Origin of the sequence: Lysinibacillus sp. KU-BSD001 (genome assembly GCF_042920265.1) — a bacterium.
GTDB lineage: Bacteria > Bacillota > Bacilli > Bacillales_A > Planococcaceae > Lysinibacillus_B.
On sequence record NZ_JBDQZI010000026.1, the window covers coordinates 1 to 23718 of the forward strand.

Genomic DNA, 23718 nt, shown 5'->3' on the forward strand with positions numbered 1-23718 from the left:
AGTCTAGTGATGATGGCAAAGAGGTCACACCCGTTCCCATACCGAACACGGAAGTTAAGCTCTTTAGCGCCGATGGTAGTTGGGGGCTTCCCCCTGTGAGAGTAGGACGTCGCTAGGCACACAAAAGACTCGATGATATCGGGTCTTTTTTTCTTTTTATAGGAAAGAATAAAATTGGGCACTGTATAGAACAATGATCATAAAAAATCGTCTATGTCTAGATGAAAGTATCATCCCCTTACATACCACCGCCTCAATAAACCATAATGTTACTTGAAATGTAATATTATGGTTTATTAAATGATGTAAATATTATATAATCTTATATGTTTACTCCATTGTGATGAGTAAAAAGGCGTATTCTATTTTTGAAGTTTCCCTATATTTATTTTTAGGGAGATTTTATAGTTAGAAGAAATAAAATAAAAGGGGAGTCTGTAATGAAAAAATTGTTCAAGAGTACGGTAGCTACATTCCTTGCGATGATAATGATGCTTTCCATGATTATCCCAGCAATGGCTGCTGAGCAACAAACACCTGATATAAGTGAGTGGGCAATAGAGGCACTACACGAAGGTGAAAAGTTCGGCATTTTTCCAATGGAATGGTATTATGACGGTTTTAGAAGTGAGATTTCATTAGAAAGATTAAATACCTTATTATCATTAACAGAGAAAAAAATTGCGTCATTAAATCTTGAGAAGAATAAAAATTATAAGCCTGTTAGCTATAAAGAGGATAACTCTAGAGGAGATATCATCAATAGACTTTATAATATTGTGGCTCAGTATGATTTACCTGTTGGCAACGAAGCAGTAGATTATTTAAAAGAACGTAAGGTATTACGAGGCTCTAGTAAAGGGTTACAACTAGAAAAAAGTGCAACGACGGAACAAGCGGTAATACTAGCTGTTCGACTAGTAAAAGATACATACCATCTCGCACAACAAGGTGGTAAAGGTGTAGCTTGGGTAGTGGAGAACGATGATACAGTCGTTTATTTATTAGGTTCGATTCACGTAGGAATACCGGAATTATATCCGTTCAACGAAAAATTATTAACAGCTTTCAATCAATCTGATGCTCTTTTAGTAGAAGCGAATCTCTATGATTCAGAAGGAATTCAATATTTAATAGAAAAAGCAATGTATGAAGAAGGGACAACAATTAAAGATGCTGTAAGTGAAGAGACATATGCAAAAATTGAAAAGGTTGCACAAAAGCACAATTTACCATTAGAACAATTAATCATGCAAAAACCTTGGACGTTATCAAGCACTTTAACTAGCTTATCATTGAGTGAATTTTTCGGAATTTCTGTTGAAGAAATGAATAATTATGGAGTAGATAATTATTTTCTATTAAGTGCACTCCTGCAGGAAAAACCAATTATAGAATTAGAAGGTATTAAAACTCAAGTAGATATGTTTGAAGGTTTATCACCTGAGGGGCAGGAAGACTATTTAGTAGAAACACTTGATAGTATTCTAGAACCGAATGAGGAAAGTCAGTACGGGCTCATTCAGGACTGGTTTAATCATTGGGAAAATGGAGATATTGAAAATTTTGCAAAGAGTATGCAAGTTATAGAAGGTGAACCTTCAGAGTTTAATAAAGCGTTAATTGGTTTACGAGATCAAAAAATGGCTGAGAAGATTATGGCCTTATTAGAGGATAAAGAAAAAGGAACATATTTCGTTGTCGTTGGCTCAGCCCATTTCTTAGTGGATAAAACGATTCGCTATTATTTAGAAGAGAATGGATACGATGTTAAACCGTTTTACCAATAACAACAGATGTAAATAACATTGGACGATCTAGGGAACAGGTAGAGAAAAACGAATCACTTTTCTCTACCTGTTTTACTATTATTAAGTATATGGAATATGTTTAATCAGCTCTAAAATACAATGCATCGTCTTATTTTGCACTAGCAAGCCCAACAGATTGATTGTCGTATTTTTCGTCTGTTAATGCTTTTAACAGGAAATGGGCTACGCTTGCACGTGGGATTGAACGGGCAGTATGAGGTACGCTATCAAATGATTCTACGTAATCAAGCTCTAGTGGCGTATTTTTTAAGCCCATTGGACGAGCGATTGTATAAATGACATCTTTTGCAAGGATATAATCTAGTGCTGCACGGTGATCCTTTAAAGGTTTTTCTAGCATTTTCATCACCATCTTGCCTGAAATGCCTGGAATTTCACCATTTATCCCTGCTGATGCACAGTATACAATACGTTTAACCCCTGCTGCTTCCATACCGTCTGCGATATTTCTCCCCATTTTTTGAATCGATGTATGTTTTTCAGGTCCTTCTGTTGAACCAATACATGATACAACAGCGTCATGTCCGTTGATTGCCTGAGCAACTGCAGCTTCATCAAAGGCATCTCCTTGAATAATATTCACATCTACTTTTGTATGCAACTTTTCAGGCGTGCGGACGAAAGTGGTTACTTTATGTCCTTGTTTTATTGCCATTTTCACAAATTCTTGCCCGACACCGCCTGTTGCACCAAATACGATTAGTTTCATTTGATTTCACCTCTGTCTTTTATAGTTGATTAATTATAACACATGTGTCACTTATTATTATGCAGCTCACACAGTATGCTTTACGATATAATAAAAGAAGAACAATGAACGGAGTGAAGCGACATGAAAAGCGAGCGACCGCTTGTAGAGGCGCTACAAAGGTTTGTGGAAAAAGAACCGCAGTCTTTGCATGTACCAGGACACAAAAATGGGCTCATTTCAACATTACCAAAGCCTTTAAAAAAGGCGTTAATATATGATGTAACAGAACTAACAGGATTAGATGATTTTCACTATCCAGAAGAGGCAATTGAGGAAGCGCAAAAACTATTAGCCAAAACGTATGGAGCAGATTATAGCTTTTTTTTAGTCAATGGTTCGACTGTAGGGAATTTAGCGATGATTTATGCTACTTGTAAACGAGGCGATACGATTTTTGTTCAACGAAATGCGCATAAATCTGTCTTTCATGCAATCGAGTTAGTTGGAGCGAAACCGATCTATTTAGCGCCAGAGTGGGATGAGCATACAAAATCAGCGGGTGCAGTACCGCTTGATACCGTAAAAGAAGCATTGACACAACATCCAGAGGGAAAAGCGCTTGTTCTTACATATCCAACGTATTATGGTATAGTGGCAAAAGATTTAAAAGAGCAAATTGCGCTTTGCCATGCACAAAATATACCTGTGCTAGTAGATGAGGCGCATGGTGCTCATTTTACGGCGAGTGAACGATTTCCAACATCAGCGCTAGATTTAGGGGCAGATGTCGTTGTTCAATCAGCACATAAAACGCTTCCTGCTATGACCATGGCATCCTTTATGCATGTGAAATCAACACTTGTGTCGAATAGTAAAATTAATCATTACTTACGGATGCTACAATCTAGTAGTCCTTCTTATTTATTATTAGCCTCTTTGGATGATGCCAGGCATTATATTAGCAAGTATATGGAAAGTGATGCAGTATACTGCTTAGAAAAGCGAAATCAATGGATTGAAGCATTGCGTTCGATTCCATCATTAGAAGTAATAGAGGTAGATGACCCGCTAAAAGTATGCATTCGTCTGCCGGGGTACACAGGCATGGAATTAAAAGCAGCACTTGAGGAAAGTGAATTATATGTGGAGCTTGCGGATATTGAGCAAGTGCTAGCAGTTTTACCGTTATTAAAACATGGAGAAATATATCCTTACGCAGATATTCGTATTCGTGTGAAAAATGCTGTTGCTCAATTGAAAAAGAAAGAGGGTAATGGCTTTACCGTTGCAAGCAGGCAATATGAGATGGCACCGATCATTACACCGAATATGTCATTTGATGAGGTGGATATGAGGGAGAAAGAATGGATTCCGTATATGCGTGCGATTGGTCGTATCGCTGCAGGTATGCTCATTCCATATCCGCCGGGCATTCCGTTATTTGTACCAGGTGAAAAAATTACAGTAGGGAAGTTAAGTCAGTTGGAAGAATTGCTTGCAATTGGTGCTACATTTCAAGGAACGCATCGTTTAGAGGAGCGTTTCATTCAGGTACTAAAGTAGTCGTTGGAGGAATATAACAAAATGGTAGGAAATTTATTTATTACATTTGAAGGGCCAGAAGGTGCAGGGAAAACATCTGTATTAAAAGCAATGGTTGAACGGCTTCAACGTGAAAACATAGAAGTATTAGCAACACGTGAACCAGGTGGGATTGAAATTGCCGAGAAAATACGTGAAATTATTTTAAATCCAGCCCACACGGCCATGGACGCCCGCACCGAGGCATTATTATATGCTGCAGCACGCAGTCAACACTTTTATGAGAAAGTACAACCAGCACTTCAAGCAGGTCAGCATGTGTTATGTGATCGTTTTATTGATTCATCATTAGTGTACCAAGGGATAGGACGTAATTTAGGGATAGAGGCCGTACGTAGAATTAATGAATTTGCAATTGGTACGCGTATGCCAGATAAGACGATTTTATTTGATTTGGAGCCATCGATTGGACTGGCGCGAATTGCTGCAAATCGAACAGATGAAATCAACCGCTTAGATAATGAAGAGCTAGCCTTTCATGAGAAAGTACGGAAGGGGTACTTGCAATTAGCAAAAGAGGACTCAGAACGTATCATCATAATCGATGCAAGTCAGCCGTTAGACCAGGTGATAGAGGCTACTTGGGGTATTTTAAAGGAACTGCTAAAGGAAAAGTAAATGAAGTGTGGACAGCTAATATGATATAATAATAATATCTATTCAACTGAAAGGGTGAATGTGAGTGAAGTTAGTCGTAGCGGTAGTTCAAGATCAGGATAGCAATCGTCTAGCGAATGCTTTAACGAAACATGATTTTCGTGCGACAAAACTGGCAAGTACAGGTGGATTTTTACGCTCTGGAAATACGACATTTTTAATCGGTGTAGATGATGAACGTATTCCACAATTATTGGACGTTATACGAGATAATTGTCGTTCACGTGAGCAAATGGTGGCCCCTGTATCTCCACTTGGTGGAAATGCTGATTCGTATATACCTTACCCAGTTGAAGTGGAAGTTGGCGGAGCAACAGTGTTCGTATTACCAATTGAACAGTTCCACCATTTTTAAGATGGAGGAGAGATTTCTATGAAAATTAATCGTGATATGCGGGTTGGTTTTCCGAACCAAAATGAAGTGCGACAGTCAAACCAAAACGGTGCACGATTTGGCGATATGGTTGTCAAGCAAGGGTCTAAAATGCAAACTGAGCAGCTAACACGTCTACTTGGTGATATTTCCGCTGCTGGGGACCGTGTAGCACGCTCGCGAAATCTGCGAGAGTTAACACGCTTTAAAATGCTGGTAAAGCGCTTTTTACAAGAAGCGGTAGACTATGGTTTAGAAATGAAGCAATCCCATACTTGGAATCGATTTGGTGAAGGACGACGTTTAAAAATTGTAGAAACAGTGGATGAACATCTTGTTGAGCTAGCCCAAGATATTTTAAATGAAGAGAAAGAAACGATTGATTTATTAGATAAAATAGGTGAAATTAAAGGTTTATTAATTAACCTATATATGTAAAACCCGTGTCTTTATCGTGTGTGGACACGGGGTTTTTTCTAAAGGCTCTGGTCAAATATACGGTTGATATTTGCGAAAACAGTGACGCTTCACTATTTCACAAGTTTACTAACCTGAATGAAAATCAACAAATGAAGTTGCACAAAACCCAATCTGGACGCAATTACGTTGAGGTGTAATTGATAGAACGTTCATAATGAGCGTTAGAGGTGAAATAAATGGTACGACAAGTGGAAGAGCTAAAAGCATTGCAACCTATCGTAATGAAACAGCTCCAAACAATTTATGGAAAAAATAGAATGGCACATGCCTATATATTTGACGGCGAAAAAGGTACAGGAAAGCGTGATGTCATGACATTTTTTGTGAAACTTTTGTTATGTGAAAATCCGCTAGAAAATGTTCCATGTGAAACGTGTCGACATTGTATTCGAATTGATTCAGGTAATCATCCAAATATAAAACAAATAGAGCCAGAAGGACAGTTTGTTAAAATTGACCAAATCCGAGATCTCATTGCAGAAATGATGATGACAGGGGTAGAAAGTGGTCGTAAAATTTATGTGATACATCATGCAGATAAGTTAAATACAGCATCCGCTAATATGTTACTTAAGTTTTTAGAAGAGCCAGATGGTGAAGTGACGGCTATTTTATTGACAGAACAAATTCAAGGCATATTGCCAACTATTCGTTCAAGATGTCAACATATTAAATTTTCAAAAGTACCACGCCAAATTTTAATAGAACGCCTTGTAGAGCAAGGGGTTACGCATTCAATGGCTTCGACAGTGAGCATAATTACAAATGAGTTAGAAACAGCAATGATGCTCGCAAATGATGAGCAGTTTGCACATGCGAGAAAAACAGTGTTAAAATTAGTAGAGACAGTTAGACATAATGTACATGAAGCATTACTGCTCGTACATGAAGACTGGCTTCCTTCGTTTAAAGAAAAAAGTGATATGGAGCAAGTATTAGACTTACTGCTATTTGCTTATCGCGATATTGTTGCAATTAAGGCTAATCCTGATGCAGTTTGTACATATCCAGATATGCTATACAACTTTAAGGAAATGGCTTTGCATGCAACTTACGAGCGATTGTCGAGTCAAATGCAGGCGGTTTTACAAGCACGAGCCAACTTGCAGCGCAATATGAATCGAGCGTTACTGATGGAACAGCTAGTGCTGAATTTGCAGGAGGGGTATACATTTGTATAATGTAGTCGGAGTCCGCTTTAAGAAGGCGGGTAAAATATATTATTTCGATCCAGCTGCTTACATGCTAGAGGTAGGTCAGTATGTAATTGTTGAAACAGCACGTGGGATTGAATACGGGAAAGTAGTCGTCCCAATTCGGCAAGTAGATGAACATGATGTTGTATTACCACTCAAACAAGTCGTTCGTCCAGCAGACGAGCGGGATCGAATTCAAGTGGATGAAAATTTATTAGAGTCAAAGCGAGCATTTGACTTAGCAAATGTGAAGATTATTGAGCATAGCTTAGAGATGAAGCTCGTAGATGTTGAATATACATTTGACCGCAATAAGATTATTTTTTATTTTACAGCTGAAGGACGTGTTGACTTCCGCGAACTTGTAAAAGATTTAGCTTCTGTATTCCGCACACGTATCGAATTACGCCAAATTGGAGTCCGTGATGAGGCAAAACTTCTTGGTGGAATTGGTCCATGTGGACGCATGCTTTGTTGTTCTACCTTTTTAGGAGATTTCGATCCAGTATCCATTAAAATGGCAAAAGATCAAAATTTATCCCTTAATCCGACCAAAATTTCCGGGCTCTGCGGTCGTTTAATGTGCTGCTTAAAATATGAAAATGATGATTATGAAGTGGCAAAAGAAGGAATGCCAGACATTGGCGATATTACAATAACGCCAGATGGACCAGGCAAGGTGATTGGACTGAATGTTTTAGAGCGCTTAATTCAAGTTTATTTGCAGGAGCAAGAACGCGCTGCTGAATACTCACTAGAAGAGTTGTTAGAGGTTGAAAAAAATCTGATCTAGATAGAAACTTAATGGGGTGGCTTGAGTGAAGGACCGTAATTTTTTAGATACTGTTATGGAGTTCGAAAAGCAACTCGAATCAATGCAGCAACAATTTGGTGCTTTAAAGCATTTCGTTGCGCATATGATGGAGGAACATCAGACACTTCAAACGGAAAACCTTCATCTGCGAAAGCGTCTAGAAGAGCTTTTGTCCAATGAGAAACCCGTTGTGAAAAGCAAGAAGAAGGGTAGCGCATTGGATATAGGAGAAGGATATGATAACTTGGCACGCCTTTATCATGAAGGATTCCACGTTTGTCATGTTCATTTTGGAAGCTCACGCAAAGGTGAAGATTGCTTGTTTTGTCTATCGTTTTTAAATAAAGAAAATAGTTAATAAAAAGGCTGCTTCCTACTTATATAGGGGGTCAGTCTTTTCTTACGAATAAAGAGGTATCCAATTGAACATGCCTTTTCGAAATTGGAAGGAGTTAGTTATGAACGAGTGGTTAAAGGATGATGAGCGCTTAGATTATTTACTAGCGGAGGACTTGCGTATTATTCAAAGTCCATCTGTTTTTTCCTTTTCACTAGATGCTGTGTTACTTTCTCGCTTTGTTTCCGTACCAAAACGAGGAGCTATCGTGGACTTGTGTTCAGGAAATGGTGTCATTCCATTATTTTTAAGTGCGCATACGAATGCTAAAATTATAGGGGTTGAATTGCAACCGAGATTATATGATATGGCGTGTCGTAGTATAGCGTATAACAAGTTAGAAGCACAAATCGAGATGAAACTAGGTGATGTGAAAGCTGCACCGAGTGAGCTTGGTATTGAGAAATACGATGTGGTGACATGTAATCCACCGTATTTTTTAGCACATGAATTAAGCGACAAAAATGTGAGTGAGCATTATGCTATCGCACGTCATGAGTTGCATTTAACTTTAGAAGAAGCCGTATATTCGGCAAGTCGCTTATTAAAGCAAGGTGGCAAGGCAGCCTTTGTCCATAGACCTGAGCGTTTACTAGATATTGTCACAGCGATGCGTGCTAATCGCTTAGAACCAAAGCGTATGCAATTCATCTATCCGAAGTATGGCAAAGAAGCGAACACACTATTAATTGAAGGGATTAAGGATGGTAAGCCAGGGCTGAAAATCTTACCGCCTCTTTTTGTGTATCAAGAAAATAATGAATATACAGAAGAGATTCGAGTCATGCTTTATGGAGAATAAACATTATTTCTACGTGCTAGAATGTAATGATTACACTTTATATGCAGGCTATACGAATCATCTAGAAAGGCGTATCGCTACACATAATGCAGGCAAAGGTGCTAAGTATACGAAAGTACGAACGCCTGTAAAATGTATTTATTATGAAACCTTTGAGTCTAAACAAGAAGCTATGCGAAAAGAATATGCATTTAAACAATTAAAGCGCAGTGAAAAATTGAATTATATAAGGAGCAAAGCACATGAAATCACAAAAGAGTAGCCAGCATGAAAGCAGTGCTTGTTTATATTTAGTTGCTACCCCTATAGGCAATTTAGAAGATATGACGGTTCGTGCATTGCGCATTTTAAAAGAAGTGGATGTCATTGCAGCAGAAGATACACGTAACACTAAAAAACTGTGTAACTATTTTGAGATTGCGACACCGCTTGTGAGCTATCATGAGCATAATGTAGAAACGTGTGGAGAGAAGTTACTGTCGTATTTACGAGAAGGGAAATCGGTTGCACTGGTAAGCGATGCGGGTCTACCTTGTATTTCAGATCCAGGTGCTGATATTGTTGAAAAAGCACTTGCGGAAGATTTTGCAGTGGTACCAATACCAGGAGCAAATGCAGCACTAACGGCATTGATTGCTTCGGGATTAGTGCCGCAGCCATTTTACTTTTTCGGCTTTTTAAATCGGAATAAAAAAGAACGCCGTTTACAGTTGGAAAAGCTAGTAAGACGTGAGGAAACGATTTTATTTTATGAGGCACCACACCGTTTAAAAGATACATTGAAAGATTTGCATCTTATATTTGGGAATCGCCGGGTTGTTTTAGCACGTGAATTAACAAAGAAATTTGAAGAATTTTTACGTGGGACGATTGAAGAGGCAATAGAATGGGCAGAATCATATGAGATTCGCGGTGAATTTGTTGTTGTTGTGGAGGGCAATCCCTTTGGTGAACAAGAGGAAGAAGAAGCTATATGGGCATCAATGACGGTTGTTGAACATATCAACTATATAATAGAAGAAACTCATGTAAGTTCAAAAGAAGCGATTAAAGAAGTCGCAAAATTACGTGGGGTATCGAAGCGTGATGTATACAATGAATATCATCAGTAAATAAAAGAAGGGCTACCTTTCCAGAAGGGTGGCCCTTTAAACATGTAGATTATTTTTTTAGGTTGTTTTGAATTTCGTTCACTAACATTTCTGCGCCTTCTGGACTTAAAATTAATTTTCCTCCAACAAGACGGAAATTATCATCAGAAACTTCACCTGTTACAGCACAAGTCATATTAGGCATGTATTTTTTAAGGATGATTTTGTCATCATCAACGTAAATTTCTAATGCGTCTTTTTCAGCAATGCCTAATGTACGACGAAGTTCGATAGGGATCACTACACGACCTAACTCATCGACTTTACGAACAATACCTGTAGATTTCATGAAATATTTCCTCCTAAGCTTAATATAATAATTCGTCAAAATTCGACATCAATTCCTTGTCTACGATAAATCATACCAAGTAATGCCATAAACGTCAATTAATTAATACTTAAAATATTAAATTGATGTGAATTTTTCATCAAAATAAACAACAAAGTACAATAAATTAAAGATTTTTACTATATGAATCCTAAAAAGACCTAATTTTCTGAAAAATATCTTCCTTTTCGTTTGGTTTTTTTTCGACAAAGTAAATTTTTTCTTTCTAATAGGGATAGATTTGACTAATATCTAGCTATTGGTAACAAACTGTATATTACTGAACAACTAAATGGCACAATATAATGGCGAATGTGTCTTCTTAACAATCTTTCATTGAAACGAATTTCGGACTTCGTTAGAATAGGTACTATACTGTGAAACAAATGGAGGCAGTTCTAGTGAGTGAACAAAAAACATTTTATATAACAACCCCTATTTACTATCCAAGTGGTAAATTCCATATCGGTACTGCGTATACAACGGTTGCATCGGATACAATCGCACGTTACAAGCGTTTACGTGGCTTCGATGTACGTTTTTTGACAGGGATGGATGAGCATGGACAAAAAATTCAAGAAAAAGCACAAGAAGTAGGTAAACATCCTCAAGCGTACGTAAATGAGATTGCGGATGCGGCGAAAAAGCTATGGTCACTAATGGATATTTCTTATGATGACTTTATCCAAACGACGCAAGAGCGTCATAAACAAAGTGTTGAAAAGATTTTTAAACACTTTTTAGATAATGGCGACATCTATAAAGGCGAATATGAAGGACTTTATTGTGTACCATGTGAGTCATATTATACAGAGACGCAATTAGTAGACGGCAAATGTCCAGATTGTGGTCGTGCTGTTCAAACAGTTAAAGAAGAATCTTACTTCTTTAATATGAAAAAATATTCCAATAAATTACTGAAGTACTATGAAGAAAATGTCGAATTTATTGAACCAGAATCTCGTAAGAATGAAATGATTAACAACTTTATTAAGCCTGGCTTAGAAGATTTATCCGTTTCTCGTACATCATTTGACTGGGGCATTAAAGTACCTGGCGATCCAAAGCATGTTATTTACGTATGGGTAGACGCTTTATCCAACTATATTACGGCACTTGGCTATGGTTCAGACAACGAAGAGCTATTCAATAAGTATTGGCCAGCTGATGTGCATGTAGTAGGAAAAGACATTGTGCGTTTCCACACAATTTACTGGCCGATTTTCTTGATGGCTTTAGGTTTACCATTACCGAAAAAAGTATTCGCCCATGGTTTTATTATGATGAAAGATGGGAAAATGTCGAAGTCAAAAGGGAATGTTGTATACCCAGAAATGCTTGTAGAGCGTTACGGGTTAGATGCAACACGTTATTTCTTATTGCGTGAGCTGCCATTTGGTTCAGATGGTGTATTCTCACCAGAATCATTTGTGGAACGAACAAATTTCGACTTAGCAAATGATTTAGGGAACTTATTAAACCGTACTGTATCCATGATGAATAAATATTTTGACGGGTTCATTCCAACAGAAAATCTAGAAGCAACAGTGTTTGATGCGGCATTAAAGGCGCATGCAGAAGAAGTACGTGTTAAATATGAAGAAAGCATGGAGAAAATGCAATTTAGTGTTGTATTATCTGAGCTATGGTCACTTGTATCACGTACAAATAAATATATTGATGAAACATCTCCTTGGGTCTTGGCAAAGGAGGAGGCAGACAAGCCGAAGTTAGCTGCTGTCATGGCAAATTTAGCAGAAAGCTTACGCCATATTGCAGTCATGTTACAACCATTTATGACGTCCTCCCCAAAACGTATAGCAGAACAGCTTGGTTTAGATGAGCAGCTATTAACATGGGAGTCTATTTTAACATTCGGAAATATTATTCCACTAAACACAAAAGTGGTAGAAAAAGGTATTCCTATTTTCCCTCGTTTAGAGACAGAAGTGGAAATTGCCTATATTCGTGAGCAAATGCAAGCGAGCATCCAAACGCCGCAAGTAGAAACAAAAAATGAGCCAACAGAAGTACCTGAAGTACCAGAAATCACAATTGATGATTTCATGAAAGTGGATTTACGTGTAGCGACAGTCACAGCTTGTGAGCCTGTACCAAAAGCCAATAAATTATTGAAATTGCAAGTAGACCTTGGTTATGAACAACGCCAAGTTGTATCAGGCATTGCAGAGCACTACACACCGGAACAATTAGTCGGGCAAAAAGTAATTGTTGTCACGAATTTAAAACCCGTAAAATTACGTGGTGAATTATCACAGGGCATGATTTTAGCGGGTTCTCATGAGGGCATTTTAACACTTGCAACGGTTGATCCGAAATTAGAAAACGGTGCAAAAGTAAAGTAATTTTTTGAAAAAAGTCTGTTGAACAATCAAGCGTTCGACAGACTTTTTATCATGAGGAATAAACGGTAGGTTTAAATTATTCTAATATAGCTATAAATCCTTTAAGTGGAAGGTTCTATATAGTTAAACCTTATTCTTATAAAATGTATGGCGTATATTATTACAAAATAAACGAGTGAGTAATGAAAATGAAATATTTCTGAAAAACAGGAAACATTCTATTCGATTACAATACAAGGTAGGAGAGAGAAAAATGACTTCTTATATTGACACACATGTACATTTAAACGCAGATCAGTACGAGGAAGATTTACAGGAAGTAATTGATCGAGCGTTACAAGCAAACGTAGAGAAAATGATTGTGATTGGATTTGATCGCAAGACAATTGAACGCGCGATGAAGCTCGTAGATGAATATGACTTTATCTATGCTGTAATTGGTTGGCACCCGGTAGATGCGATTGACTGTACGGATGAAGCGCTTGAATGGATTGAAATGTTAGCCAAGCATCCAAAAGTTGTCGGAATCGGTGAGACAGGACTAGACTATTACTGGGACAAGTCACCAAAGGATATCCAAGAATATTGGTTCCGAAAGCAAATACAGCTAGCGCAGAAATGTAATTTGCCGATTATTATTCACAATCGTGAGGCAACAGGCGATGTTGTACGTATTTTACGTGAAGAAAATGCAGCATCTGTTGGTGGCATTATGCATTGCTATGGCGGGAGTGTAGAAACGGCCCGCGAATGTATTGCAATGAATTTTATGATTAGTCTAGGTGGGCCTGTGACATTTAAAAATGCACGCCAACCAAAAGAAGTAGCGAAAGAAATTCCGTTAGAGCATCTACTAATCGAGACGGATGCGCCTTATTTGGCTCCTCACCCGTATCGAGGGAAGCGAAATGAACCTTGTTTTGTGCCACTCGTTGCCGAAGAAATTGCCCGTCTCAAGGAACTTCCGGTAGAACATGTGGCAAAAGCAACAACGGAAAATGCAAAGCGCTTTTTTAAAATTTGTGACTAAATTGTGAAAACGTCTCCAATGCTACGTTTGAAAAGGTTTACAAGCAGTTGTAAAAATGTACATACGGGAATGAGGGTTGACAGCTAGAAATCAAGCCCGTATAATCCAACGAGTATTAAGGAGGCGTTTTTTCATGTCAAATCACACCATGAAAAACCTGTTCTTTAGTTCATTGAGGCGTAAGCAAACAGCGGTAAGAATATTATCACTTATCCTGTTTGTAACAGTAATTTTATTCGTTTTATATCAAGGAACGAAAACATCCATTGTAGTAAATGCAAATGGAGAACAAATAGAATTAGCAACACATGCACAAACGGTTGCAGAATTGTTAGCATCACAGGATATCACTGTGGCAGAATATGATAAAGTATCCCCCTCACTGGACACTAAGATTGTCAGCGGAATGACAATTACTTGGGAACAGGCAGAAGAAATCTTTATTTCAGTTGATGGAAATCAGTCAAATATTTGGACAACTGAAAAAGTAGTGAAGAACATTTTGGAAGAAGCAAATATTGAAGTAGCGGAGCATGATGAAGTATCACTCGGCTTAGATACAGAAGTAGGAGCAGATAACAAAATCGATATTCAAAAGGCGTTTCAGTTAACGCTTGTCGATGGCTTAGAAGAGAGACAAGTATGGTCCACTTCGACTACGGTCGCTAACTTTTTGAAACAACAAGGTATTACATTAGACGAATTTGATCGTGTCGAGAAAAACATGGAGGACGTTATCACTCCAAACGATAAAATCGCAGTTGTTCGCGTAGAAAAAGTTACCGATGTGGTGGAAGAATCAATCGATTTCGCAGTTGAAAAGAAAAATGATTCTTCGATATTGAAGGGAAAAGAACAAGTCGTTACAGCAGGTCGAAAAGGTACTGTTGAACGAACATATGAAGTCGTAAAAGAAAACGGCAAAATTGTAACGAAAGCATTAACATCTGAAAAAGTAATAAAAGAACCGACAACAAAAGTAGTAGCAGTTGGTACGAAGGTTGTAACAGCCTCTGTATCACGTGATAACTCCTCGGCGCCAGCTGGTGGAAAAGAATTTTATGTAACAGCAACAGCTTATACAGCGGGCTGTAATGGTTGCACAGGCATCACTGCTACAGGTCTTAATATAAAAGCAAATCCAAATATGAAAGTTATCGCTGTTGACCCGAATGTGATTCCGTTAGGTTCAAAGGTTTGGGTTGAAGGCTATGGCTATGCCGTTGCAGCTGATACTGGCGGCGCCATTAAAGGCAATAAAATTGATATATTAGTGTCATCAAAGTCTGCAGCGAAAAGCTGGGGACGCAAAAAAGTACGTATTAAAGTGTTAAATTAACAAGTTAGCTATTATTTGTGAAGGTCATAGAACGTGCATTTCTATTGTAGTGCTTATGTTAGCATAAGCTAAAATTCTCTTTGCCTAAGCATGCGTAATAGAAATAGTAGCTATCAAATTTAATCAAGCATAGTCTGAACTGCTGTATGCAAAACGCAGTTAGTAGGAATGTTTATAAATCAAAATTTTACAATTTTTCTAGTGTAACTTAGATCATTTATATATATGGTAGTAAACTAAATAAGAGTATTCCAAAATGAATATGCTTTCCCGTTTTGACTGGCGGGAAAGCTTTTTTCGTGTGTTTAAGTAATACACCTATGTTAAAATGTCAAAAGAAGCTTGAGGGAAAAGAGGATATACTTTGAACGTACAAGAAATTATTGTTGTAGAGGGCAAGGACGATACAGTGGCCATTAAGCGTGCAGTTGGTGCCGATACAATTGAAACAAATGGTTCGGCCATTTCAGAAGAAACGCTTCGTCGCATTGAACATGCTCAAAAGAAGCGTGGTGTCATCGTATTTACAGACCCAGATTATCCAGGACGTCGCATTCGTGCGATTATTGAAGAGCGTATACCAGGTGTGAAACATGCCTTTTTAGCGAAGGAGAAAACCATTGCGAAGAATGGAAAAGGCTTGGGGATTGAGCATGCGAATGATGAAGACATTCGTATAGCACTGCGTAATGTGTACACAGTAAATACAAGTAATTATTTTGAAGAGAAAATTACACTGGAAGATTTAATGGTAGCGAAATTGATCGGGCATCCCCAATCAAAGGAACGTCGCACTCGAATAGGAGAAATTTTGAATATTGGTATGACGAACGGTAAGCAGCTACATAAGCGCCTGATTATGTTTCAAATTACAGAAGAGCAATTTAAGGAAGCTATAGTACAGTTAGATCAGGAGGAAAAACATGTATAAAGATATTGCAACACCGATTCGTACGAAAGAAATTTTAACGAAATATGGATTCTCATTTAAGAAAAGCCTAGGACAAAACTTTTTAATTGACCCGAATATTTTACGCAATATTGTTAGTCATGCCAATTTAACAAAAGACAGTGGTGCGATTGAAGTAGGACCAGGAATCGGAGCATTAACAGAGCATTTAGCACGCGCAGCAAAAAAAGTGGTGTCATTTGAGATTGATCAACGTTTACTACCTGTGCTAGAAGACACACTAAGCCCGTATGATAATGTAAAAATCGTGCATTCTGATATATTAAAAGCAGATGTAGTAAAAGTCATCCAAGAAGAGATGACAAATATAAAGGATATTATGGTGGTTGCGAATTTACCTTACTATGTAACGACACCGATTTTAATGAAGTTACTAAATGACCGTCTGCCGATTCGAGGATTTGTTGTCATGATGCAAAAAGAGGTGGCAGACCGTATTACAGCAAAGCCAGGAACAAAAGAGTATGGGTCGCTATCTATTGCTATTCAATATTACTGTACAGCTGAGATCGCCATGATTGTACCGAAAACGGTGTTTATGCCACAACCGAATGTGGACTCAGCTGTTATTCGTTTAATTAAACACGATACGCCACCTGTCAACGTAATTGATGAGGACTTTTTATTTGAGGTTACACGTGCCTCATTTGCGCAACGCCGTAAAACGATTTTCAATAACTTACAAGCAGGTCTTCAAAATGGTAAGAAAAATAAAGAAGTGATTTTGAGTGCGTTACAAATGAGTGGTATTGAGCCGACACGACGAGGCGAAACATTGGCGATTGAAGAGTTTGGTCGCCTAGCAGATGCACTATATCCTCATTTTTGCAATCGTCAATAATATGAATTTCACATAAAATACGCTATTTTTTTTACAAGAAAAAGTTGACGAATATAATTGTTAGGTGATAAAATATTATAATTTGTTGACTATATAGGCGGTTTATGGTACACTTTTTAATAGTGAGGTGTATGCGAAAATGCCAAAAACGTTAGCCGACATTAAAAAGTCGTTGGAGTGTCATTTGGGGAAACGTTTGCAATTACGAGCAAACGGAGGTCGCAAGAAAACAGTTGAGTGCCAAGGCGTACTAAGCGAAACGTATCGTGCCGTATTCGTTGTTGAACTTGACCAAGAAGACAATTCGTGTAAACGTGTGTCTTATAGCTACACAGATATTTTAACAGAAGCAGTCGAAATTACTTTTTTAGACGACACAATGGCTGTCGCAAAGTAATGCCTAGTTTTATTTATATGTTTAGATGAAACACTCATTGCTAAATGGGTGTTTTTCATCTTTTATTGCATGTTATGCAAAATACTTGTATCACATTCGTATGATTTACATATGTAGCCTATTTATAGCCAAGCATAAAGTGTACTACTCTTCACATACTATGTGCGTCAACCAGACTTTCAAGAGGAGGTTCATACGCATGGCGAAAGGGAAGATCATGTCGCAACGTCTAAAAGAAGAGATTGCCAAGGAACTCGGATTTTATGATGTAGTAGAAAGAGAAGGTTGGGGCGGGATTAAAGCCCGTGATGCCGGAAATATGGTCAAACGTGCTATTGAAATGGCGGAGCAAAATCTAGCGAACGCTAACCGAAAATAGAAGTAAGGTTGACACACAGAGGAATCCCCTTCGGAATATTTTTCGATGAGGGATTTCTTTTATGAAGAGAATTTATATAAAAGTTTAAACACTTTCCATAAGTTCGAAGTAGCTGTCTATGGTAAAATAAATGGCATGATATTCGCGAATGGATTTGCGAGACGTAAGGAGGATTTTGGCATGCTTTATGTGAAGGCGCCCGCTAAAATTAATTTAACATTAGATGTTTTATATAAACGCCCAGATCATTACCATGAAGTAGAAATGATTATGACAACCGTTGACTTAGCTGACCGTATTGGATTGGAGCCTCGTCAAGATGGTCAAATTAAAATTATTTCAGCTGATCGCTTTGTGCCAGATGATGAGCGCAATTTTGCCTACCAGGCAGCGAAGCTTTTAAAAGATACATACGGCATTGCAGAAGGTGTATCAATTAAAATTGAAAAAGAAATTCCAATCGCCGCAGGGTTAGCAGGTGGTAGCAGTGATGCAGCAGCTACGTTACGTGGTTTGAATGATATGTGGAATTTAAATTTAACGCTAGATGAGTTAGCAGAGCACGGTTCGAAAATTGGATCAGATGTATCATTTTGTGTGTATGGTGGTACAGCCCTTGCGACAGGGCGTGGGGAGAAAATTGAAGAGTTGCCGGCTCCACCAACTTGTTGGGTCATACTAGCAAAACCAAAAATTGGTGTTTCAACTGCCGAAGTATATGGCGGACTAAAATTAGAAGGCATAAAACACCCGAATACAAAACAAATGATTGAAGCGATTGAACAGCAAAATTATGAGTTGATCTGTGCATCTTTAGGAAATGTTTTGGAAACTGTAACATTTAAGCTTCACCCTGAAGTGGTGATAATTAAAGAGCAAATGCAGCGCTTCGGAGCCGATGCAGTCCTTATGAGTGGCAGTGGTCCGACGGTGTTTGGTCTTGTTGATTCAGAAACACGTGCAACGCGAGTTTACAATGGTTTACGTGGTTTCTGTGAAGAAGTATACGTTGTACGGATGTTAGGTGAGCGTAATCCACTTGCCTAAATACGTATAATTATGGTAATTTACCTATTAAAAGTTCGTATTTAAGAATGCTTTTTATTATGTATATATGGGAGAGGATCACATGAAATGGAAGCGCAGTGAACGCCTTGTTGATATGACTTACTATTTACTTGAGCATCCACACCAGCTGATCCCGCTAACTTATTTTTCTGATCTATACAATGCCGCAAAATCCTCGATTAGTGAGGATTTAACGATTGTAAAGGAAACTTTTGAAGAAAAAGGAATCGGGTTGTTACTGACAGTACCTGGCGCAGCAGGTGGGGTAAAATATATCCCGAAAATGTCAGATGAAGAAGTAAAAAATATTATTCATGAATTGATGGTAGAACTTGGACAGTCAGATCGATTATTACCAGGCGGCTACTTGTTTATGACGGATTTATTAGGCAATCCTGATTTAATGAATCGAGTGGGAAAAGTCTTTGCTAGCGCATTTGCAGACAAGCAAATTGATGTCATCATGACCGTTGCAACAAAGGGTATTTCAATTGCCCATGCTATTGCACGTCATTTAAATGTACCAGTCGTTGTTGTTCGCCGTGATAATAAAGTAACAGAAGGTTCTACCGTCAGTATTAATTATGTATCGGGTTCTTCTCGTCGTATTCAGACGATGGTATTATCAAAACGTAGTATGAAGAGCGGTCAGCGTGTGCTTATTACCGATGATTTTATGAAAGTCGGAGGTACGATGAACGGAATGAAAAATTTACTGGAAGAGTTCGATTGTAAGCTTGCAGGGATTGCCGTTTTAGTCGAAGCAGAGCATGCGGATGAAACGCTTGTTGATGACTACTATTCTTTAGTGAAATTACATGAAGTAAACGAGAAGGACCGTACGATTGCATTAAGTGAAGGGAACTATTTTTCAAAGGAGCGATTAGGATGAAAACGGTATCAACAACAAATGCACCAGCAGCGATTGGTCCTTATGCACAAGGGATTATCGTCAATAACATGTTCTATTCTTCAGGTCAAATTCCATTAACTGCACAAGGTGAGTTAGTAGAAGGCGATATTAAAGAACAGACAAATCAAGTATTTGAAAACTTAAAGGCGGTACTAGCAGCTGCTGGTACATCTTTAGACCAAGTTGTTAAAACAACGGTATTTATGAAAGATATGAACGATTTTGCACATATGAATGAAGTGTATGCAACGCACTTCGGGAATCATAAGCCAGCTCGTTCAGCTGTCGAAGTAGCGCGTCTGCCGAAAGACGTAAAAGTAGAAATCGAAGTCATTGCATTAGTGAAATAAGCGTATAAAAGGGGGTGATTGGAAAGGTTCAACTTGCCAATCACCCCTCTTCTGCTCCCTATAACTATCATTGTGCCCATCAATATGTCCTATTCTTGCTGGAAAAGACATTGTTTTTCATAAAAAATAAAATATTTTCAATTTTTATTCAATTTAGGCAGGAATTTTAGATTTTTTGAAGAAATTAACTCTCATAAAAGGTGACATCTTAGATGAGAGGGGTGAAAGAATGGAAGTAACAGATGTAAGATTACGCCGTGTGCAAACTGATGGTAGAATGCGCGCGATCGCTTCCATCACACTAGACGATGAGTTTGTAGTTCATGATATTCGAGTGATTGATGGCAATTCGGGTTTATTTGTTGCGATGCCGAGCAAGCGTACTCCAGATGGGGAGTTTCGTGATATTGCCCATCCGATTAACTCGGGAACACGCAATAAAATTCAAGAAATCGTTTTAGCTGCTTATCACGCTTCAGGCGAAGAAAATGAAGAAGAAGTTTTACAATTAGAAGAAGCAAACGCATAAGAGATTTTCAATAAATAAGTCTATTCTTTCAAAGAATAGGCTTATTTTTTTGTTAAGGAAATTATAAAATTTCGCATTGTGGATAAAGGTTGTGGAAAAGAGTATCTACGTCTAGGCGAAAGCGCCATCCCCTCGCGACGCTTCGATTCCCTCCTACGTGTGGCCAGCACACTTGTCGGGATTCTCCAGCGCGTGTCGGGGATGAGCAGGCGCTTTAGCGCTTTTGTTCAGAAACCTTGCTATTGATAGGGGATTCTTTTTCTCCTTCAACTTTATAGCCTCTTATGTAATGCTAGGAAGTTATGCAGATTGGGCGTTGTAAATTGCCATTTTCACTAGCTGTTCATATCGTAGAAAGAACCTTCTTATAGATAAATGGGGCGTGTTTTACAGATCATAAATGACAAGGAAGGAGAGGACGAAGAAAATGAAAAATGAACAGCAAAAACATTCTTTCTTATGCGAAGCGCTGGAGGATATCAAAACATTTCAAGATGTACTCACAACTTCCTGGTCTAAATATTATGGTCATTTACTCATGAAAATAGTGGGGAGTGACACAATCCCTTTTTGTCTTATCACAACAGAAGGTACGATATTAAGTTTAAGTAATGCAACAGCACAAATCGAAACAACCTATTTTCGGCTTGAGGAAATCGAAAAGCAATCTCGCCATATTACAGTGTCACTATTACGAGCATTTGACTTAGAAGATAATGAGACAAATATGATGAAGGACGTTGTAAGATTAGAAAAATCAACTGCAAAGGCAACGGTAGATTTACGCTATATTACAGCGATTCAATTGTTAGATCCAGATTTATTAGTACGGAAATTTTACGTGGAATCAAAATGGTAATACAAGAAAGGGAGCGTATTGGATGACAACGATTGGTATGTTACATCACCGTAAAGATCCAACAACGGTGATTAAATCGTATGCATATGCAGCAGTAGCAAAAGCAGAAGGGGTATCCTTTTTTTATTTCTCCCCAAATACCGTTAATTTTACGACTAAGACGATTCTGGCAAAGGTGTTAGAGGATGGTGAGTGGAAAGAGCGTACCGTCCCTTTTCCTGATGTGATTTACAATACAGGCAGTCCGGAAAAACTAGCTGTATCTAAAGAGATTATTAACAAACTGAAAAAGGAAATTCCCTTTACGACCTATTCTATAGGTAATAAATGGAATATTACAGAGCGGTTAAAGGAAGCAAAGGAATTTGCGAATTATTTGATTCCGACTGAAGTTGTGAAAACCGAAGCGCAATTTTATAAATATATTACATCGTTTAAAAAAGTAGTGTTTAAACCGATGGCAGGACGTAAGGGGAAAGGGATTTATTTTATTTCAAAAGCAGGAAGTAGCTATGATGTTCAAAAAGATACGATTAAAGAACGCTATACAAAGGAGCAACTAGATACGCTTTTAACAGAGCAACTAGCGCAAGAAACATTCATTATCCAACCATATATTCAATCGGTGATGAAATCGGGGCAAGTGTTTGATTTCCGATTGCATGTTCAAAAAAATGGTGAAGGAAAATGGGTGATTACGACCGTATATCCAAGAGTAGCACCCGCAGGCTCCATTATTCCAAACATTAATAATGGAGGCTTCACGAATTATTTAGAGCCATTTTTACAACAAGAGTTTCAAGAAGAGGCATTTAATATAAAGCGGATGTTGGAGCACTTTGCTTTATCATTAGCACGCCATTTAGACGAAATTCAAATGGTCAAGTTTGGTGAAATTATTGATGAAATTGGGATCGATGTAGGGCTAGATGAAAATCAAAAAATTTGGATATATGAAGTAAACTGGCGACCAGGGTGTCCACCTGCATTTTACTTAGAGTTAGATGTCGTGAAGCATACGATTCAATATGCAAAATATTTAGCGCATCATCAGCAGGACATTCAAGAGGAAATTCGGGCAACGAAGAGAAGAAAAATGGCAGAAAAATCGCAAAAACCGATTATTGCGATTACAGGCAGTGCTGGGAAAACAACCTCAAAAGCCTTTTTGGCATCTATTTTATCGAAAAAATGGACGGTTTTTGAATCGAAAGATTATTGGAATACAACCGAACATACAAAACAGCATGCGGAGCTCATTAACGATTCGCATGATGCCGTTGTATTAGAGTATGGGATGGCCTATCCAGGAGTTATTACAGAGCATTGTAAGATTATTCAGCCGAATATTAGTATCGTCACGAATATAGGATTAGCACATGTCGGTAACTTTGACGGTGATATTAAAGGGGTTGCAAAAGCGAAATCAGAGCTAATTCATGGCATGGATCAAAAAGGCTTATTGATTGTAAATAAGGATGATACAAACTCTACTTATTTAACGACTGATACGTTCAAAGGGGAAATCATGACCGTAGGCATCCATACGAATGCAGATTATAAGGCGTATGATGTGCAGTATAAAGATGATGGTATGACATTTAAAATGAAATTAGCGGGGCAGGAAGTGCAATTATTTATTCCGATAGTAGGGGAGCATCATGTGTATAATGCGCTGAATGCCATTGCGGTAGCAGATCAATTAGGCTTCTCACCAATGGAAATCAAAGCAGGACTGCTATTCAAAAAGCCACCTCGCAGGCTAACATTGTATCATTGCCGTCATAATATTACATTAATTGATGATACGGTCCATTCACATCCTCAAGGGGCTAGAGCAGCGGTTGATGTACTATCATCCATCAGCAAAAAACGTACAATCGCCATTATTGGTCAGATGCGGGAACTCGGTGATTTACGGGAGGAACAATATCGTCAGTTAGGGGCTTATATTCATGAGAAGAATATCGATGTATTAATTACGTATGGATTCAGGACAGAAGATATTGGGCAAGGGGCTAAGGAAAAAGGCATGCCTGCCTCACACATACATCATTTTCTAAAAAAAGATGAATTACATGCGATCCTTAAAAAAATGGTCAAACCGGGCGATACGATTTTAGTCAAGGGGGCAAGTAAAACCAATATGTTTGAAACGATTAAATTTTTAGATGACCAATTTAAACCATAATCAAGGGGGTGTCCAGAAAGTAAAAACTTTCTGGACACCCCCTTCTTACCTTCAGTCAATAGCTTTTAAGAAAATAATTATGTGTTGAAAAGATTTTTTTTGGAGGGTGGGGGTACCCCCACCCTCCAAAAAAAATTACGCACGCCAAATAGACCTCACGATT

The 23718-nt window shown here is 38.2% G+C and carries 26 protein-coding genes and 1 rRNA gene; 25 read left to right on the forward strand and 2 right to left on the reverse strand.

Annotation, left to right across the window (positions count from 1 at the left end; all coding sequences use genetic code 11):
- The first annotated feature begins 2 nt into the window (after positions 1 to 2).
- Positions 3 to 118: ribosomal RNA gene (rrf, locus tag AAGS61_RS20340) — 5S ribosomal RNA — on the forward strand.
- Positions 119 to 440: 322 nt separating this feature from the next.
- A complete protein-coding gene (locus AAGS61_RS20345; RefSeq protein ID WP_391376401.1) occupies positions 441 to 1790 on the forward strand; it encodes a TraB/GumN family protein in 1350 nt (449 codons plus the stop codon).
- A 130-nt stretch (positions 1791 to 1920) separates the two neighbouring features.
- Here the strand turns inward: AAGS61_RS20345 and AAGS61_RS20350 are convergent, their stop codons facing one another.
- Entirely contained in the window at positions 1921 to 2541 is a 621-nt protein-coding gene (locus AAGS61_RS20350; RefSeq protein ID WP_391376404.1) for an NAD(P)-dependent oxidoreductase, read from the reverse strand.
- Positions 2542 to 2664: 123 nt separating this feature from the next.
- Here AAGS61_RS20350 and AAGS61_RS20355 point away from each other — a divergent pair, with 123 nt between their 5' ends.
- The 10 genes from AAGS61_RS20355 to rsmI all read left to right on the forward strand — a co-directional run bounded on the left by AAGS61_RS20355 (position 2665) and on the right by rsmI (position 9956).
- Entirely contained in the window at positions 2665 to 4086 is a 1422-nt protein-coding gene (locus tag AAGS61_RS20355; protein WP_391376406.1) for an aminotransferase class I/II-fold pyridoxal phosphate-dependent enzyme, read from the forward strand.
- Positions 4087 to 4107: 21 nt separating this feature from the next.
- Positions 4108 to 4743, forward strand: coding sequence for a dTMP kinase (tmk, locus tag AAGS61_RS20360; RefSeq protein WP_391376409.1), 636 nt, complete (start codon positions 4108 to 4110; stop codon positions 4741 to 4743).
- 64 nt (positions 4744 to 4807) lie between these two features.
- Positions 4808 to 5137, forward strand: a complete 330-nt coding sequence (locus AAGS61_RS20365) for a cyclic-di-AMP receptor (RefSeq protein ID WP_391376411.1) — start codon at positions 4808 to 4810, stop codon at positions 5135 to 5137.
- Positions 5138 to 5155: 18 nt separating this feature from the next.
- On the forward strand, positions 5156 to 5593 hold the full coding sequence (locus AAGS61_RS20370) for a YaaR family protein (RefSeq protein ID WP_391376414.1): 438 nt from the start codon (positions 5156 to 5158) through the stop codon (positions 5591 to 5593).
- A 218-nt stretch (positions 5594 to 5811) separates the two neighbouring features.
- Positions 5812 to 6816: a DNA polymerase III subunit delta' gene (gene holB / locus AAGS61_RS20375; RefSeq protein ID WP_391376416.1), complete on the forward strand. Its 1005-nt coding sequence runs from the start codon at positions 5812 to 5814 to the stop codon at positions 6814 to 6816.
- The gene (locus AAGS61_RS20380) at positions 6809 to 7624 is read left to right on the forward strand and encodes a PSP1 domain-containing protein (RefSeq protein WP_391376419.1); all 816 of its coding nucleotides are present in this window, start codon (positions 6809 to 6811) and stop codon (positions 7622 to 7624) included. The genes holB and AAGS61_RS20380 overlap by 8 nt, the downstream gene beginning before the upstream one ends.
- Before the next feature lie 25 nt (positions 7625 to 7649).
- The gene (gene yabA / locus AAGS61_RS20385) at positions 7650 to 8003 is read left to right on the forward strand and encodes a DNA replication initiation control protein YabA (RefSeq protein WP_391376421.1); all 354 of its coding nucleotides are present in this window, start codon (positions 7650 to 7652) and stop codon (positions 8001 to 8003) included.
- A 100-nt stretch (positions 8004 to 8103) separates the two neighbouring features.
- Complete coding sequence (locus AAGS61_RS20390) at positions 8104 to 8844, forward strand: tRNA1(Val) (adenine(37)-N6)-methyltransferase (protein ID WP_391376423.1); 741 nt, start codon at positions 8104 to 8106, stop codon at positions 8842 to 8844.
- Positions 8834 to 9106: a GIY-YIG nuclease family protein gene (locus tag AAGS61_RS20395; protein WP_391376426.1), complete on the forward strand. Its 273-nt coding sequence runs from the start codon at positions 8834 to 8836 to the stop codon at positions 9104 to 9106. The genes AAGS61_RS20390 and AAGS61_RS20395 overlap by 11 nt, the downstream gene beginning before the upstream one ends.
- Entirely contained in the window at positions 9087 to 9956 is an 870-nt protein-coding gene (gene rsmI, locus AAGS61_RS20400) for a 16S rRNA (cytidine(1402)-2'-O)-methyltransferase (protein ID WP_391376429.1), read from the forward strand. Before AAGS61_RS20395 ends, rsmI begins: the two co-directional genes overlap by 20 nt.
- A gap of 49 nt (positions 9957 to 10005) precedes the next feature.
- Here the strand turns inward: rsmI and AAGS61_RS20405 are convergent, their stop codons facing one another.
- A complete protein-coding gene (locus tag AAGS61_RS20405) occupies positions 10006 to 10284 on the reverse strand; it encodes an AbrB/MazE/SpoVT family DNA-binding domain-containing protein (protein ID WP_391376432.1) in 279 nt (92 codons plus the stop codon).
- Between the two features lie 425 nt (positions 10285 to 10709).
- Here AAGS61_RS20405 and metG point away from each other — a divergent pair, with 425 nt between their 5' ends.
- The 13 genes from metG (at position 10710) to AAGS61_RS20470 (ending at position 23555) form a co-directional block, all read left to right on the forward strand.
- Entirely contained in the window at positions 10710 to 12689 is a 1980-nt protein-coding gene (gene metG, locus AAGS61_RS20410; protein ID WP_391376471.1) for a methionine--tRNA ligase, read from the forward strand.
- 253 nt (positions 12690 to 12942) lie between these two features.
- Complete coding sequence (locus tag AAGS61_RS20415) at positions 12943 to 13719, forward strand: TatD family hydrolase (protein WP_391376435.1); 777 nt, start codon at positions 12943 to 12945, stop codon at positions 13717 to 13719.
- A 133-nt stretch (positions 13720 to 13852) separates the two neighbouring features.
- Positions 13853 to 15058 (forward strand): ubiquitin-like domain-containing protein, encoded by a 1206-nt coding sequence (locus AAGS61_RS20420; protein WP_391376438.1) that lies wholly within the window; start codon positions 13853 to 13855, stop codon positions 15056 to 15058.
- 364 nt (positions 15059 to 15422) lie between these two features.
- On the forward strand, positions 15423 to 15989 hold the full coding sequence (rnmV, locus tag AAGS61_RS20425) for a ribonuclease M5 (protein ID WP_391376441.1): 567 nt from the start codon (positions 15423 to 15425) through the stop codon (positions 15987 to 15989).
- Positions 15982 to 16869: a 16S rRNA (adenine(1518)-N(6)/adenine(1519)-N(6))-dimethyltransferase RsmA gene (gene rsmA / locus AAGS61_RS20430; RefSeq protein WP_391376444.1), complete on the forward strand. Its 888-nt coding sequence runs from the start codon at positions 15982 to 15984 to the stop codon at positions 16867 to 16869. The genes rnmV and rsmA overlap by 8 nt, the downstream gene beginning before the upstream one ends.
- 139 nt (positions 16870 to 17008) lie before the next feature.
- The gene (veg, locus tag AAGS61_RS20435) at positions 17009 to 17266 is read left to right on the forward strand and encodes a biofilm formation stimulator Veg (protein ID WP_391376447.1); all 258 of its coding nucleotides are present in this window, start codon (positions 17009 to 17011) and stop codon (positions 17264 to 17266) included.
- Between the two features lie 199 nt (positions 17267 to 17465).
- Positions 17466 to 17645, forward strand: a complete 180-nt coding sequence (locus AAGS61_RS20440; RefSeq protein WP_391376450.1) for a small, acid-soluble spore protein, alpha/beta type — start codon at positions 17466 to 17468, stop codon at positions 17643 to 17645.
- Positions 17646 to 17825: 180 nt separating this feature from the next.
- Positions 17826 to 18692 carry a 4-(cytidine 5'-diphospho)-2-C-methyl-D-erythritol kinase gene (gene ispE / locus AAGS61_RS20445; RefSeq protein WP_391376453.1) on the forward strand — a complete coding sequence of 289 codons (867 nt, stop codon included), beginning with the start codon at positions 17826 to 17828 and terminating at the stop codon, positions 18690 to 18692.
- An 82-nt stretch (positions 18693 to 18774) separates the two neighbouring features.
- Positions 18775 to 19605: a pur operon repressor gene (purR, locus tag AAGS61_RS20450; protein WP_391376456.1), complete on the forward strand. Its 831-nt coding sequence runs from the start codon at positions 18775 to 18777 to the stop codon at positions 19603 to 19605.
- Entirely contained in the window at positions 19602 to 19976 is a 375-nt protein-coding gene (locus AAGS61_RS20455) for a RidA family protein (protein ID WP_391376459.1), read from the forward strand. Before purR ends, AAGS61_RS20455 begins: the two co-directional genes overlap by 4 nt.
- Positions 19977 to 20205: 229 nt before the next feature.
- The gene (spoVG, locus tag AAGS61_RS20460) at positions 20206 to 20505 is read left to right on the forward strand and encodes a septation regulator SpoVG (RefSeq protein ID WP_391376462.1); all 300 of its coding nucleotides are present in this window, start codon (positions 20206 to 20208) and stop codon (positions 20503 to 20505) included.
- Positions 20506 to 20932: 427 nt separating this feature from the next.
- Entirely contained in the window at positions 20933 to 21364 is a 432-nt protein-coding gene (locus AAGS61_RS20465) for a hypothetical protein (protein ID WP_391376465.1), read from the forward strand.
- A gap of 22 nt (positions 21365 to 21386) precedes the next feature.
- Complete coding sequence (locus AAGS61_RS20470; protein WP_391376468.1) at positions 21387 to 23555, forward strand: YheC/YheD family protein; 2169 nt, start codon at positions 21387 to 21389, stop codon at positions 23553 to 23555.
- The last annotated feature ends 163 nt before the right edge of the window (positions 23556 to 23718 follow it).